This is a genomic window from Polynucleobacter sp. AP-Sanab-80-C2, assembly GCF_035012965.1.
In the GTDB taxonomy this organism is placed as follows: Bacteria; Pseudomonadota; Gammaproteobacteria; order Burkholderiales; family Burkholderiaceae; genus Polynucleobacter.
In genome coordinates this window covers 264,287-280,168 of sequence record NZ_JAYGQS010000001.1, presented here as the reverse complement: position 1 = coordinate 280,168, position 15,882 = coordinate 264,287, and the positions used below count along the sequence as shown (strand labels likewise).

At 36.7% G+C, this 15,882-nt stretch carries 16 protein-coding genes; all 16 read left to right on the top strand.

What is annotated here, in order from left to right:
• Positions 1-27: 27 nt before the first annotated feature.
• The 16 genes from VC178_RS01440 (at position 28) to wecB (ending at position 15,857) form a co-directional block, all read left to right on the top strand.
• Positions 28-1,623, top strand: coding sequence for a hypothetical protein (locus VC178_RS01440; protein ID WP_323481356.1), 1,596 nt, complete (start codon positions 28-30; stop codon positions 1,621-1,623).
• The gene (locus tag VC178_RS01435) at positions 1,616-2,656 is read left to right on the top strand and encodes a glycosyltransferase family 2 protein (protein ID WP_323481355.1); all 1,041 of its coding nucleotides are present in this window, start codon (positions 1,616-1,618) and stop codon (positions 2,654-2,656) included. The genes VC178_RS01440 and VC178_RS01435 overlap by 8 nt, the downstream gene beginning before the upstream one ends.
• Positions 2,644-3,201 (top strand): dTDP-4-dehydrorhamnose 3,5-epimerase, encoded by a 558-nt coding sequence (gene rfbC / locus VC178_RS01430; protein WP_323481354.1) that lies wholly within the window; start codon positions 2,644-2,646, stop codon positions 3,199-3,201. Before VC178_RS01435 ends, rfbC begins: the two co-directional genes overlap by 13 nt.
• 66 nt (positions 3,202-3,267) lie before the next feature.
• On the top strand, positions 3,268-4,233 hold the full coding sequence (locus VC178_RS01425; RefSeq protein ID WP_323481353.1) for an NAD-dependent epimerase/dehydratase family protein: 966 nt from the start codon (positions 3,268-3,270) through the stop codon (positions 4,231-4,233).
• A gap of 12 nt (positions 4,234-4,245) precedes the next feature.
• Positions 4,246-4,668, top strand: coding sequence for an FdtA/QdtA family cupin domain-containing protein (locus VC178_RS01420; protein ID WP_323481352.1), 423 nt, complete (start codon positions 4,246-4,248; stop codon positions 4,666-4,668).
• A 13-nt stretch (positions 4,669-4,681) separates the two neighbouring features.
• Positions 4,682-5,320, top strand: coding sequence for a class I SAM-dependent methyltransferase (locus VC178_RS01415; RefSeq protein WP_323481351.1), 639 nt, complete (start codon positions 4,682-4,684; stop codon positions 5,318-5,320).
• Between the two features lie 3 nt (positions 5,321-5,323).
• Complete coding sequence (locus VC178_RS01410) at positions 5,324-6,265, top strand: SDR family oxidoreductase (protein WP_323481350.1); 942 nt, start codon at positions 5,324-5,326, stop codon at positions 6,263-6,265.
• 38 nt (positions 6,266-6,303) lie between these two features.
• Complete coding sequence (locus tag VC178_RS01405) at positions 6,304-7,524, top strand: class I SAM-dependent methyltransferase (RefSeq protein WP_323481349.1); 1,221 nt, start codon at positions 6,304-6,306, stop codon at positions 7,522-7,524.
• A complete protein-coding gene (locus VC178_RS01400; protein WP_323481348.1) occupies positions 7,524-8,627 on the top strand; it encodes a DegT/DnrJ/EryC1/StrS family aminotransferase in 1,104 nt (367 codons plus the stop codon). The genes VC178_RS01405 and VC178_RS01400 overlap by 1 nt, the downstream gene beginning before the upstream one ends.
• 39 nt (positions 8,628-8,666) lie before the next feature.
• On the top strand, positions 8,667-9,617 hold the full coding sequence (locus VC178_RS01395) for a hypothetical protein (RefSeq protein ID WP_323481347.1): 951 nt from the start codon (positions 8,667-8,669) through the stop codon (positions 9,615-9,617).
• Complete coding sequence (locus tag VC178_RS01390; RefSeq protein ID WP_323481346.1) at positions 9,601-10,707, top strand: glycosyltransferase family 1 protein; 1,107 nt, start codon at positions 9,601-9,603, stop codon at positions 10,705-10,707. Before VC178_RS01395 ends, VC178_RS01390 begins: the two co-directional genes overlap by 17 nt.
• The gene (locus tag VC178_RS01385; RefSeq protein WP_323481345.1) at positions 10,704-11,552 is read left to right on the top strand and encodes a glycosyltransferase; all 849 of its coding nucleotides are present in this window, start codon (positions 10,704-10,706) and stop codon (positions 11,550-11,552) included. The genes VC178_RS01390 and VC178_RS01385 overlap by 4 nt, the downstream gene beginning before the upstream one ends.
• A 31-nt stretch (positions 11,553-11,583) precedes the next feature.
• Entirely contained in the window at positions 11,584-12,450 is an 867-nt protein-coding gene (locus VC178_RS01380; protein WP_323481344.1) for an SDR family oxidoreductase, read from the top strand.
• Position 12,451: 1 nt separating this feature from the next.
• Complete coding sequence (locus VC178_RS01375; protein ID WP_323481343.1) at positions 12,452-13,462, top strand: polysaccharide biosynthesis protein; 1,011 nt, start codon at positions 12,452-12,454, stop codon at positions 13,460-13,462.
• Positions 13,462-14,751, top strand: a complete 1,290-nt coding sequence (locus VC178_RS01370; protein ID WP_323481342.1) for a class I SAM-dependent methyltransferase — start codon at positions 13,462-13,464, stop codon at positions 14,749-14,751. Before VC178_RS01375 ends, VC178_RS01370 begins: the two co-directional genes overlap by 1 nt.
• A gap of 23 nt (positions 14,752-14,774) precedes the next feature.
• Positions 14,775-15,857, top strand: a complete 1,083-nt coding sequence (gene wecB / locus VC178_RS01365; protein ID WP_323481341.1) for a non-hydrolyzing UDP-N-acetylglucosamine 2-epimerase — start codon at positions 14,775-14,777, stop codon at positions 15,855-15,857.
• Positions 15,858-15,882: the final 25 nt, after the last annotated feature.

Below are 15,882 nucleotides of genomic sequence, written 5' to 3'. Positions count from 1 at the left end.
TAAACTTAAAAAAATCTATTCAAAACTATGTTTTCATTTTTCGATGTAGCCAAGAGATATTTTTTTAATAGCTCTAAATATGCGAAATTCAATAAGAAATTTTTTCATCCCAAAAGTTTACAATTTAACAGCTCAAAAGTTATATTAGTAGAATTTAACGCCGGCTGCTCCAATCACATAGCCTATTCGTATTTTTCAGATTCACTTTCAAAAAAATATAATGCTAAAATAATAGGCTACATTCCAAATGTAATAAATTCAATTTTTCATATAATAGAATGGCATATCTCATCAAATTTATCTTTAAGAGAATTTACTATATATAAGTCCTTTGGAGTCTCAAAAATAATAAAACCAAATTTTAATAATAAAATTAAAAAATTAGCTAAAATAAAATATTCCGAAGTTATTTCAAAAATAAAGAATAAAAGTGATGTTGAAAATTTAGAAATAGATGGAGTACTAGTTGGTGACTTAATTTATGATTCTTTTTTAAAAAAATATAAAGTGCCAACTATAAATGTTTCATCTCACGAATTTAAAATTTTTTTACTTGAAGCGCTTTCTCTATATATATTTTGGAGTCAGTATTTTAGTAAAGTAGATGTAGCTGCTTTAATATGTAGTCACTGCGTCTACTTAACGGCTATTCCTACAAGAATTGCAATCAAATATGGAATACCTGCATATCAACTTAATGCTACACATGTATACCGCTTGTCCCGGGATAGAATTTTTGCATACAACGAATTTTTTGATTACCCTACAAAGTTTCAAAAATTATCCAAGGAAATTCAAGAGGAAGGATTAAATACAGCAAAAGCTCGCATTAATCTCAGATTTTCGGGTCAAGTAGGCGTTGATATGAGCTATTCAACTAAATCAGCATTTAAGAATATCTACCCAGAAAAATTGATCAAAGATTCGGTAAGAAAAAAAATTCTAATTGCTGCACATTGTTTTTTTGATAGCCCTCATAGTTACGGTCAAAATTTATTTCCAGATTTTTACGAATGGGTAGATTTCTTAGGAAAAATTTCTAATCAAACTAATTATGATTGGTATATAAAAACTCATCCAGATTATATAAATGAAACATTAGAAATAATCAAAAAATTTATAAATGAATATCCTAAGTTTAAGTTATTACCCCCAGACTGCTCTCATCATCAAATTATTTTGGAGGGAATTGATGTTGCGCTAACAACATATGGAACTATTGGATTTGAGTATGCCGCGCTAAATGTTCCAGTGATAAATTGTTCAATCAATAATCCTCATATTGCTTATGATTTCAATATTCACCCGAAATCAATAGATGAGTATAGAAAATTGTTATTGAATCTTGATAATTTAAATTTAAAAATTAGTAAATTAAAAGTATATGAGTATTATTATATGCATAATATTTACAATACTGATAATTGGCTTTTCAATAATTATTCAGAAATGGTAAATTTGTTAGGGGGATATAAAAATCAATTTTCCCCAAAGGTATATAAATATTGGATTGATAATTTTTCCAATCATGAGCATGAATTAATTATGCAAAGAATAAAAAGCTTTATAGATTCTGATGACTTTAGATTGGATCGGAAGCATATTTTAGGCGATCATGTTTAATCAGGATATAAAAATTTCAATAGGTTTAGTTACCTATAATAGGATTAGTTTATTAAAAGAGGCCATCAATTCTATTCTTGATCAAGAATATAAAAATATTGAAGTAATTATTTCTAATGATTATGTAGAGGAACCGCTAAGTTTAATAGATTTGGGTATTATTTCTGATAACCGATTTCGATTAGTTAATCAACGAACTAATCTTGGCGAATTGGAAAATATGAATTATGTCTTAAAACAAGCTACGGGAGATTGGTTTACATGGTTGGGGGATGATGACTTGTTTCACCCCAGATTCCTCATAACAATGAGATCTATTTTGGCTAATAAAAATACATCTTATTTATCTGCAATCTATACGGATTATTTCACTGGAAATCAAACGCCAATATCTTGGAGTGCAAATGAAGATGTTAATTGCAGCAGTTTTGATCAACTTACATTTCCTTTGGTTTACACAGGTAGGGAAATTAAAATGATTGGTTGTTATGGCTTGATTAGAACTAAAGCATTAAAACTGATTGGCGGGATGCCATGTCTAGGCAGTTCTTTTGGGCCATATGGAGACACTTTGGTGCCCTTGCTATTATCTCAATGCGGACAAATCATCTATTGCCACAGCAAATTGTTGTTTTTAAGAACGCACCCTGGATCACTTTCATGCAGCACTACTGACCTACAGGCTTACAGGACAGCAAGCAAAGACTTTCTATCAAGAATTGATTTTTTATACCAAGCGCCAAGCTTTCCTAGAGTGCTCGTTAATAAAGTTACTTTAAACATGTTGACCTGGTTTAGCGTTGATGAATGGGCTATTTTATCAAGAAATCCAAGCGTTAAACTTTTCGAGAAAATATCAATATTTACACGCAACCTAAGGGTTGTAAATTTTCCCAAATTAAATACTGTAAATAAAGTTGTATATCTATCCTTTCTTGTGAAAATGACAATAAGAAGTTCTCTTAAGCTTCTTATTCAAGGGCTTCGTAAGTTGGTATCTCATATTTCTGGAGGATCTAGGTGGAGTCTGTAAAAGTTGGCATATCTGATATCCAATTAATTAAGTTAGGTCTCTTTCGAGATTCGAGAGGATTTTTTGCCGAGACTTATCAAAAGGAGCGCTACGCCAAGATAGGCATCAAAGAGGATTTTTTGCAAGATAATCATTCTAGGGCGGTTAAGAATTCTTTGCGAGGCTTGCATTACACATGTAAAAACCCACAATCTCAGCTTTTAACGGTCATCAGTGGATTGATCTATGATGTGGTGGTCGATCTTCGTAGATTTTCACCTACGTTTGGAAAGTGGTTTGGCGCATATCTTGGCGAGGATGGTGAGGCACAGCAGATTTATATGCCACATGGTTTTGCTCATGGTTATTGCGTTCTCTCTGACGAGGCGAACTTGCACTACAAAGTAAGCCATAAATATGAACCGGGGGATGAGCGGGGGCTACTTTGGAGTGATCCAGATATTGATGTTGCGTGGCCCTTGGAGGGCCCCATCATAAAAGATCGGGATGGTAAGTTCCCTTGCTTGAGTCAAATTGAAATAAAAGATCTTCCTAAGGTTCGTTAGCGTCAGCGATTTATGACCTCTTAATAAAAATTTTTGTCCTACGCAGTCTATTGAAATATGAACCATTTGAGCTTTAAAGATAAAAAAATATTAATTACTGGAGGAGTTGGCTATCTAGGTTCAGCATTAGCGCGCGAGATCAATAATTTTGGAGGCAATGCAATCCAAGTTAGCTCAAGAAAATTGCCATCTGAGAAATATTTTAGAGTGTTGCAAGGTGATGTGTGTACTCTAGATTTTTGGTTGGATAATTTGCCAAAAATTGATACCGTATATCACTTTGCAGGCAATACGAGCGTAGCTTATGCAGAATCACATGCCCTCGAATGCTTGAGTTCTGCAATTCAGCCCATTGATCATTTAATTCTGGCTGCTAACATTTTAAAAAAGAAAGTAAGGGTAATCTTTTCTTCAACTGCCACGGTCTATGGTTTGACAACTGAATTGCCCGTAGATGAATCTACTGTGCCAAGGCCAATTACTAACTATGATCTGTACAAACTTTTCTCCGAGGAAAAATTGGCTTTAGCGCATAGACAGGGAATTATTGAGAGTATTTCCGTTCGCTTATCAAATGTCTATGGACCAAGTCCTTCAATGGGGCAGGTTGATGGAAGAGGCGTTTTGAATAAGGCAGCAATGATAGCAATTGAGAGTAAGAGCTTGAGTGTTTATGGAACTGGCAAATATATACGAGACTATGTCTACATTGATGACGTTATTAGAGCATTTATGAAGCTTGAGGCTAGATCGGTTTCCTCGGGGTTAACTTTGAATGTTGGAAGTGGCAAAGGGATTGCCTTATATGACGCATTTAAATTAATTTCAGATTGCATCAAGGAGATTTTGGATGAAACAGTCAATTTAAAATTAATCGATTGGCCGAATAATTCACAGGAAATAGATCGCCGTAACTACGTAGCAAATATTGATTTAATCAAGAGCGTGTGTGGATGGGAGCCTAAAATTGATATTAAAGAGGGGGTAAATCTTCTTCTAAACCACTATAATTCAAGTAACAAAACATATTGAGCCTTGAGGCAAATGAACACTTTAGCGATAAAAAGTTTGGAGCTAATTAACTTTTCTCAGCATATTGCCGAAAATGGTTCTTTAACGGTGCTAGAGGGTTTGAAAAATGTGCCATTTGAAATTGCCCGCGTTTTTTTTGTTCTTGCAGATAGCAATTCAATAAGAGGCAACCATTCACATATTGAATGCTCACAGTTGTTAGTGTGTCTGTCTGGAAGTATTGATGTTAAGTGTGATGATGGTAAAAATAAAAAGGTATTTAGCTTGAGCAATCCCAATGTTGGTTTAGTAATTCCGCCAGGGATTTGGGCCAGTCAATATTATCGAGAAGATAATTCTGTATTGGCTGTATTGTGTGATAAAAAATACGTCGCTTCAGACTACATTCGAAATTATGAAGTGTTTTTAAAGACAAAATTAAACAAAATTGACTAAGTGGATTAAAGGTATGCAAAATCAAGTCGGAATTAAGTTGGGAGATGAAATTAAACTAAATCTGGGTTGTGGGGGTAGACCGCTAGAGGGATATATCAATGTAGATATGGATGACCTAAGTGCTATCAAGAGAAGATATCCCCACCAAAATTTTAGGGATGACTTAGTTTTAGTTCAATATGACCTTTTTAATTTGCCTTACGAGAATGATACCGTCGATGAAATAAGGGCTGAGGGGTTGGTAGAGCATCTACCTTTTAAAGATGAGCCGCGATTTTTTTATGAAATTGAGCGTATATTAAAACCAGGGGGTATTTTGTATATCTCTACCGTGGATTTTGAAATGGCTGCTAAACAGTGGTTATTGGCTAAAGATGATTGGCAAGACTTTTATAGGGATGATGCGGATGCAATTGCCAGTAATCATTGGTTCGGGACCCATACTTATGAGCCCAGCAATAGATGGGGATATCTCACTGCTACCTTTTATGGAAGTCAAAATGGTGATGGTCAGTTTCATACAAATTGCTACAGCGAGGCAAAGTTAAGAGCTATATGCAAGAAAATTAATCTTGAAGTAGTCAAGATAGAAAAGTTTCAATGGAAAGGTAATCGTGACCATATGTTGGGACTAACTGCCACAAAAAGATAATTTATGAAAATAATAATTACTGGTGCATTGGGTCACATAGGATCTTCGTTGGTGCGGTTCCTGCCACTAGAGTTTCCCAATGCTGAAATTGTGATGATTGATAATATGTTGACACAACGATATCCATCACTATTTTCTCTGCCTGCATCTAGTTTGTATAAATTTATAGAGGCGGACGTAACAAAATTCGATTTTTCCACTCTATTAAATTTGGATGATGTTGTGATTCATTTGGCAGCAATTACTGATGCTGCTGGTAGCTTTGAAAAAGCATCCGAGGTTGAGAGTAATAATTTCAATTCCACATCTAATATTGTCCAAGCTTGTATTAGAGCTAATTCCAGATTAATCACCATCTCTTCCACCAGTGTTTATGGAACTCAAGAGGGTTTGGTTTCAGAGGCCTGCCTTGACACTGACTTAAGGCCACAAAGCCCATACGCAGAAACTAAATTGCGGGAAGAGTCTTTAGTTCAAAAAATGGTCATTGCAGGTGATTTAAAGGCGGTGACTTTGAGATTTGGAACAATCTTTGGGGTTTCTCCTGGGATGAGATTCCATACCGCTGTGAATAAATTTTGCTGGCAGGCAGTTATGCGACAGCCTTTAACTATCTGGCGAACTGCTTATGAGCAAAAAAGACCATACCTTGATTTGATTGATGCATGCCGGGCAATTACTCACGTAATTAAGAAGGAGGCGCTAGATGGGAGGATTTATAATGTGCTAACTCTTAATGCAACTGTAAAGATGATTGTAAAGGCCATTGAGGAATTTGTTCCAAATCTAAAATGTCAATTTGTTGACAGCAAAATTATGAACCAACTCTCTTACGAGGTCTCGTGTGAGAAATTTAAGTCCACAGGTTTTGAATTTAAAGGAAATTTGCGTTCTGAGATTTTAAAAACGCTTGATCTAATTCGACAATCAAATTCTGCCCCATGAGGGAGAATGGGTTTGGTAAAAATTAAATGGAGTTCTAAATGAATCAATGTAGAGTATGTAGATCAAAAATAAAGGCTTTTATGAGTTTTGGGCAAATGCCAATTGCTAATGGATTTTTGAATAAAAATCATTTTGAGGGTGAATATTTTTTTGAATTAGCCCCTGCGTTTTGCGAAAACTGTGGCATGTTTCAGTTAATGGAGCAACCAGACCCAAAAAAAATGTTTCATAGTGAGTATGCTTTTTTTTCTAGTTTATCTAAGCATATGCAAGAGCATTTTAGAGATTTTGCAAAAGCAGTTAAAGAGATAATTCCCGCCGCATCCCAAGATACTTTTGTTGTTGAATTGGGTAGCAATGATGGCATTATGCTGCGCCACTTTAAGGAGGGTGGATATCGCCATCTCGGCATTGAGCCTTCACAGAATGTAGCCGATGTAGCAAAAAAGAATGGAATTGAAACAATCAGCGAATTTTTTGACTTAGAGTTGGCTAAAAAGTTAGTCAATGAACGAGGACATGCTGATGCAATTCTCGCAGCAAATGTTATGTGCCATATCCCAAATATTCAAAGTGTTGCTGCAGGTATCTCCCATTTTCTTAAACCAGGCGGAGTTTTAATATTTGAAGACCCTTATTTGGGGGATATGATTGCCAAAACCTCATATGATCAAATTTATGATGAACATGTTTTTATTTTTTCAGCCACTTCCGTTGCTTATGCTTTCGGACTTCAAGGGCTAGAGTTGATTGATGTGCAAGCACAATCAACTCATGGTGGATCAATGCGTTATGTGTTAGCACATAAAGGCGCACGAAATGTTTCGAAAAATGTAAAAGAGCTTTTAGAGCAAGAGAGATTTCAGGGATTAAATCTCGCAGAAACTTATTTAAACTTTAAATCAAACTGTGAGCGTTCAAAATCTGACCTTGTTAAGAAACTCAAAGAGCTAAAAAAAGACGGTAAAAGGGTTGTTGGCTATGGAGCAACTTCAAAAAGCACAACGGTATTAAATTATTGTCAAATTAATGGAGACCTCATAGAGTTTATTTCTGACACCACGCCTATTAAGCAGGGTAAAGTCACGCCTGGAATGCATATTCCTGTATTTTCGCATGACAAATTTAATGAGAATTATCCTGAGTACGCTCTCTTATTTGCCTGGAATCATGCTAAAGAGATTTTTGAAAAAGAGGATGAGTTTCGTGCAGCAGGTGGTCGTTGGGTTCTATTTGTTCCAGACCTAAGGGTGATCTAATGCTGCACTGTAGCTATCCTCTTGCTCAATACCTCAGTCAAAAACAGGATATCTTAAAAGCTGTACAGCGTGTCTTAGATAGTGGCAACTATATTCAGTCTGAAGAAGTTCATTCATTCGAAAAAGAGTTTTCTGTTTACACTAATGCAAAATACTCGATTGGGGTAAACAGTGGTACAGATGCCCTAATTTTAGCAATTCGCGCATTAGGTATTCGTGCGGGTGATGAAGTAATTACTGTATCTCATACAGCTTTAGCTACAGTATCTGCGATACTAGCCTGTGGGGCAGTACCTGTGTTGGTAGATGTAGATCCGATTTACTACACAATGGACCCGACAGGCCTTAGGATGGCTATCACATCAAAAACAAGAGCAATTATTCCAGTGCATTTATATGGTCAGGTAGCAGACTTAGAAAATATTTTAAGTATCGCAAAAGAATATGGCCTTTATGTTATTGAGGATTGTGCTCAGGCTACTGGCGCGGACTATAAGGGTAGAAAGGTAGGAACGCTTGGGGATGTTGGCTGTTTTAGTTTCTACCCAACCAAAAATTTAGGAGCAATTGGTGATGGAGGTATGTTAATTACCAATAATGAAGAGGTGGCAATAAAAGTAAGGGCTCTTGGGCGCTATGGATGGGACGAAAATAGATATACAAATCAGCCGGGGATTAATTCAAGGCTAGATGAGCTTCAAGCAGCCATTCTCAGGATTAAACTGAAAACCTTAGATGCGGATAACAATAATCGACGCTTATTGGCGAGATTCTATAACGAGATATTGCAAGATTTTGATTTAACGCAGCCCGTCCAACGTGAAAATAGTCGGCACGTTTTTCATCTTTATGTAATTAGCGGACTTAAAAAAAGAGATCAGCTTAGAGATGCGTTAATTAATGCGGGTTTTAATCCTGGTGTTCACTATTCACTGCCAGCACATCAACATCCTGGTTACCAAGAATTGGTGGTCCTGCCTAAGCGTGGGCTGCCTGTCACTGAGGTTTTGAAGAGCACGATCCTCAGTTTGCCAATGTATCCGGAGGTGGATAGAAATTCGTTGATTGGTCTAAGTTCTGTGTTTAATGAAGTCGTTAAATAGGTAAATAAGCTATCGTGGTATTGGCTGGATTGTTGAATTATGAAACAACTTATAAATCAATTTAAAAAAATTAAAACCCTCTTAAAGTTATTGGTATCTTTAAATGTCAGACTAAATCAGCTGCAAATTGCCGTTGGCAGAATTGAGGCGCGACAGCTTTTGGGTGATGTAGCCCCAAAGAATCTTAATGACTATGAGTTTCAGGTCTATTCTCAATTTGGTGAGGATGGGTTAATTCAGTACTTAATAAAAAATATTCAAATTAATAATTCAGTTTTCGTAGAATTTGGGGTCGAGAGATATCTAGAGGCTAACACACGATTTTTGTTATCAAATAATGGTTGGCGTGGTCTGATCATAGATGGATCGCTTGAAAATATAGCGCATATTAAATCTGATGAAATTTATTGGAAAAGCGATATTACTGCTGTGAGTCAATTTATAGATTGCGAGAATATCAATCAAGTTATCGATGAGAATGGAATTAGGGGGGAAATTGGCCTCCTATCAATCGATATTGATGGAAATGATTATTGGGTATGGAAATCTATAAATATAATTGACCCGCAAATTGTCATATGTGAATTTAACAACCTATGGGGCCCAAATTTAAAGGTTACAACTCCTTATGACCCCCTTTTTTTTAGAGGCAATGCACATTACTCAAATTTATATTTTGGCGCCTCCCTTGGCGCGCTTGAAGATTTGGCTTATTCAAAAGGTTATGCAATGGTTGGGATAAATTTAGCTGGGAATAATGCCTTTTTTGTTAAAAAAACTAACCTCGGCGCATTGAGTGCCGTTAAAACTCAGGACGTATGGAGGCCATCTAAATTTAGAGAGTCTAGAGGTCCAGATGGATCGCTTTCATACATTTCTAGAAAGCAGGGGATAGAAGTATTGGCCAATTTACCCTTAATGAGCATAGAAGATGGTCAGCTTTATCAAATTAGAGAGTTATTTGGTAAGATAGATGCGCATTGCATATGATCCGCAGGCTTTTGTTCTTCAGCCCTATGGGGGAATATCTCGCTATTTCACACGATTAAGCTTGGAGTTAAACAATCTAGACCAGGATGTCTGTATTTTTGCTGATGTACATAGAAATTATTATTTAAATGAGTTGCCAAAAAACATAAAAAATGACAGCTTTGTTCAAAGCTATCCTCGATACTCCTGGAGGTTATATTACCTCTATAGCCAGTTGATATCCCGTAATAAAATTGCAAAGTGGAAGCCAGATATAGTGCACGAAACCTATTACTCTAGGTTTGGTTCCTCCCCTTATAAATGCCCTACAGTACTGACTATTTATGACATGATTCATGAGGTTTACAGCGAGAGCTTATCTTTTTTTGATAGAACAATTCATGTAAAAAAAAGTGCTATTGCAAGGGCTGACAAAATCATTTGTATCTCTGAAAATACTCGCAATGACTTGATGCGTTTCTATGATGTAAATCCTCAAAAAGTTTCGGTTGTTCATCTCGGATTTGAGGATTTCAATTTAATAGAGACAACGTCTTTAGCGAGCCTGACCCTGCCACATAAGCCATTTCTACTTTTTGTTGGATTACGGGCCGGGTATAAGAATTTTATTGGCCTCTTGAAGGCTGCAGCATCATCGTCCCGACTGATGAACGATTTTGATATCGTTGCATACGGTGGCGGGATGTTTTCCGATCAAGAAGCCAAGACTATTAAAGCCTTAGGATTTCGAGAGGGGCAGGTCAGACATTTTCTGGGGGGCGATGAGAATCTAGCATTTCTGTATAAAAAAGCTACTGTATTTATATATCCCTCGCTATATGAAGGATTTGGGATGCCTCCCTTGGAGGCGATGAGAGTAGGGTGTCCTGTAGTTGCCAGTCATACGAGTTCCATGCCAGAAGTTTTAGGCAATGGAGCTAATTATTTTAATTCTGCAGATATTGAAGATATAAGAAAGTCGATAGAGCAAGTAGTGTATTCAGATACTAAGATTAAAGAATTAAAGAAATTTGGTAAATATCAGGCAAGCCTATATTCCTGGGAAAAATGTGCAAAAGAAACATTAAGTATATATAGAAAGTGCGTATGACTGGAATGAAAGTGAGCATTGCAGTGCCCTCTTTTAATCATAGGCTATATATCGAGGATTGCCTTAGCAGCATTTTGATGCAAGATTATAAAAATTACGAAGTGTTGATTGCTGATGGCGGGTCTTCAGATGGATCTATTGAAATAATTATGGAGTATTGCAATCGCGATAATAGATTTAAGCTTGTAAGCACAAGTGATCGTGGCCAATCTGATGGCTTAAATAAAGCTTTTTTGTGTGCGGATGGAAAAATTTATTGCTTTTTAAACTCTGATGATTGCTATATTACAAAAGATGCAATTACTAAGGCAGTTGAAAGCTTTCAAAATTATCCGTCGGTTGATATTATCAGTTTTGGCGGATATTATTTAGATGAAATGGGGAGAATTATTAAGCCAGTAAGAATGCGCTACCATCCATTAGATAGCATTGCATTAATGAGATATCGAACTGCAGTTTTGCAGCCCGCAACATTTTGGTTAAATAAAGTTTCCAAAAGCATCCCGTTAGACACGGAAAGTCATTACGCTTTCGACTCAATCTTTTTCTACCAGGCCTATCTGAAATATTCATGGTTAGAATTAAGTGAGCCAGTTGCTGGACATCGATTGCACGGAGGTAACAAATCATTGCAGATATCAGCGGATAGGATTAATGATTTAGTAAGGTTTGAAGTGATTAAATCCGGACCCTTTTCTTATCGGGTTGCTTATCTTAAGATCATATCAAATACGGTCTGGGTTTTAAGTAAGGTCCCTCTTTTAGGTAACTCATTATGTAAGGGGATTTACCTTTTGGTGAATTCAATTTCATTCATTTCGGTATATCGCATACCCGGTATTTAATGAGCGCATCTACTATATTGAGTGGCTTGTTTTGAAGGTATTAGTGCTTGGCGCCAATGGGATGCTTGGTAACGAAATATTTCAGGCTATCAGTAAATCAAATAATATCGATAGTTATGGGACTTTAAGGCATTCGAATCTGTTAAATCAATTTGCACCGGAACTTAGTGCAAAATTAATTGATGGGGTTGAGGCATCAAATCTGGAAGGTGTGAGAAAGATTTTGAGATCCCTTTTGCCAGAAAAAGTTATCAATTGTATTGCTATTAATCATTTTGATAGGACTAGAGATCAAATTGATGCAGCCTATAAAATTAATGTATTGCTACCGCATTTTCTTGCCAAGGAATGTAGAAAAATTGGTTCAAGATTGATCCATATAAGTACAGATGGGGTATTTTCTGGAATTAAGGGGGGTTATTCAGAATTTGACATACCAGATCCTATTGACGAATATGGCTTACAAAAACTTCAGGGCGAAGTTTATTACGAGAATTGCATTACGCTTCGAACATCTATGATTGGCCACAGTTTAAATGGGCAGAGTGGTCTATTGGATTGGTTTTTGGGCCAACAAGATTTTTGCAAAGGCTACATAAATGCTATGTTTTCAGGTCTTCCAACCATTGAAATTGCCAATATTATTAAGGATATAATAATACCCGATGCTTCCTTAACGGGCTTATATCATTTAAGCGCAGACCCAATTTCCAAATATGAAGTTTTAGAATTGATTGCCTCTGAGTATGAAAAAAAAATAGAACTTATAGCAGACAACAGTTTTACAATTAATCGAACACTTGATAGCTCTAAATTTAAATTGCATACTGGATATACAGCTCCATCTTGGGAAAAATTAATAAGCCATATGAAGAATGCCCACCAAAAATTTAAATAAAATGTTTAAAAATAAAACTTTATTAATTACCGGCGGAACAGGCTCTTTTGGAAAGCAAGTGTTAAAGCGCTTTTTAGAGACTGATGTCAAAGAAATCAGGATATTTAGTCGTGATGAAAAAAAACAAGAGGAAATGAGGTTAGAGCTTAATAATCCAAAATTAAAATTTTACATTGGCGATGTGCGTGATGAAAGAAGCGTATATCAGGTGATGCAAGGAGTAAGTTATGTTTTTCACGCTGCCGCTTTAAAACAAGTTCCTTCATGTGAATTTTATCCCCGTGAAGCATTGATGACTAATGTTTTGGGCGCTGAAAATGTAATGCAGGCTGCCATGGATAATGCCGTAGAAAAAGTGATTGTACTGAGTACGGATAAAGCTGTTTATCCAATTAATGCTATGGGCATATCAAAAGCCATGATGGAAAAATTTATGGTTGCAAAGTCCAGAATGCAAAAAGAGTCCGGAACAATATTTTGCGCTACTCGTTATGGAAATGTAATGGCATCTAGAGGATCAGTAATCCCACTCTTTGTGGAGCAATTAAAGGTCGGTAAACCGCTAACTGTTACTGATTTAAACATGACTCGCTTTTTGATGTCATTGGATGAATCAGTAGATTTGGTTTTACATGCGTTTGAGCATGCCCGGCAGGGTGATATTTTTGTACAGAAATCACCTGCAACGACGCTAAATAATTTAATTACTGCTTTAAAAGATATTTTTCAAAGAGATAATGAAGTAAGAGTAATTGGAACAAGGCATGGTGAAAAGTTGTATGAGACCTTAGTGTCTAGAGAAGAAATGGCCAGAGCTCAGAATGGCGCTCAATATTACCGAATTCCGGCTGATGGTCGTGGCCTGAACTACAACATTTATTTTAGCCAAGGCGAGGAGCTCATAAGCGAGACAAATGATTACACTTCCCACAACACTCTATTGCTTGATTCTGAGGGTGTAAAAAAAGTTTTACTTGAGCTAGATTATATTTGTAATGCGTTAAAACCATAATGCAAAGCAGCAAACATGGCCTTAGGTGCGCCTTCTGCAACGCAAAATTACATACCAAGGTTATGGATTTTGGTGAGGTAGCATTAGCCGGAGGATTTTTGAGCCCTAATGGTTTTCAAAAAGAAACTTTTTATCCATTAAGACTTTTTTATTGTGAGCAATGCTATGGTTTACAGGTGGTCGATAAGGTTGATGCAGCTGAGCTATTTCAAGATTACTTCTATTTCTCATCATCAATCAACACCTTAAAGAATCACTTCAAAAACTATGCGACTGAGGTTGTATCTCGATTTCTAAAAAAGCCGCTGAATGATGCAAAGGTCCTAGAGTTTGGGTGTAACGATGGCGTCTTATTGCGCCCTTTAGCAGACCTTAAGATAGGTACAGTTATTGGAGTTGATCCTGCTGCTAATGTAGTAAAAACAATCAATGATCCCCGAATAAAAATCGTAAATAGTTTTTTCAATCTTGCAACTGCTAAAGAAGTTATTAGTCAATTTGGTAAGGTTGATATGGTAATTGCTAATAATGTTTACGCTCATATCTCTGACATGCAGGATGTTACCTGGGCAATTCATGAGGTATTAAATGAAGAAGGTGTGTTCATCTTCGAGGTCCATTATCTTGGGAAGATGATGGATGAGTTACAGTACGACATGATTTATCACGAACATCTCTACTACCATTCTTTGCTCTCCTTAAAAAAGCATTTTGAGCGATATAGAATGCTCATATTTGATGTCGAACCAGTTAGCACACATGCCGGTTCAATGCGTTATTATGTTTGCAAAGAAGGATCTGAGAACGCAAATAATTTAACACAAGCAGTTCAGACCTTAGCCAATGAAGAGATTGAGCGCGGTTATAACCGAAAGGAAACATTCCTCAATTTTTCTACGCAGGTTAATAATACCAAGCTTGAATTAATGGCTTTGATTGATCGGCTCAAAGACTCGGGCAAGAGCATTGTTGGTTACGGTGCTTCTGGGCGTGCCAATACTCTCATCCAGTATTGTGGCTTAGGGCAACAGCATTTAGATTATGTTGTAGATGATGCGCCCATTAAGCAAGGGTTTTATACCCCAAACTCACACTTACTGATTCGTCCAAGTACAGCCCTTGAGTCTCGTAATCCGCCAGATTACGTATTAATATTTGCGTGGAGTTTTTTGGAAGAAATAATGTTGCGTTCTTCTACATACTTAAGGAACGGTGGTAAATTCATAATTCCATTACCCAAAGTAAAAATTATTTCTGCGATAGGCGAGCAGGGTGTTGATCAAATTTAGATATTTAGGATGGGAACGCTGAAATGAAGGTTATGTCAATTTTTGGGACCCGTCCCGAGATGATCAAAATGTGGGGCACATTAAAAAAATTAGATGATCTCAATTTTGAACACGTGATGGTACATACAGGTCAAAATTTTACCCCCGAACTCAAGGACTTCTTTTTTAGGGATTTGAATCTAAGAGAACCAGATTTCCAACTGGGTATTGATACGTCGAGCTATTCAAAGGAGGTGGCTGATGTAATCATCAAGTCTGATGAGGTAATGGAAAAAGTAAAGCCTGACGCACTATTAATTTTGGGGGATACCTATAGCGGTTTGTCTGTCATGCCTGCATCACATCGCGGCATTAAAATTTTTCATATGGAAGCAGGTCTAAGGGCGTGGGATAGAAGGATGCCTGAGCAACGTAATCGAATACTCATTGATCACATGAGCAATATCCTCTTGCCCTACAACCAGTATCACCGTGAAAATTTAATTCGCGAAAATATACATCCTTCAAAAATATTTGTAACTGGTAATACAACTTTTGAAGTCATGCGTGCATTTAGCGATGAGATTGAATCTAGCAAAATATTGACATCTCAAGGTTTACATAAGCGAGACTATATATTAGTTACTGCTCATCGCAGTGAAAATGTCGACAATCCGGAGATATTACATCGAATCCTAATGGCGCTTGAGCGTCTTTCGGAACGTTTTAATATGGAAGTTTTATACCCAATGCATCCTAGAACGAGAAGCAAGTTACCCCGTGCCGAAGCTCTCAAGGGCGTAAAAATCATTGACCCATTGGGGTTTTATGATTTTAATAAGCTTTTAAAAAATGCGTTTTGTATATTATCTGACTCTGGAACAGCAGCTGAAGAAGGTTTATTTTATAAAGTTCCGAATGTGAGCTTGCGGATGGCCACTGAACGCCCTGAAACAGTTGAAAGTGGCGGTACGATTGTATCGGGTATGGACATGGTAAATATTGTTGAATCCGTAGTTACTGCAACATCAATGCCTTGGTCTGGATACTATGATCTGCAAGAGAATACATCGCCTTCGGCTGTTGTGATTAATGCTCTTCGTACTCAAATAACCAATCATTTCTAAGGCATAAATTTTTAGCCGGATGAGA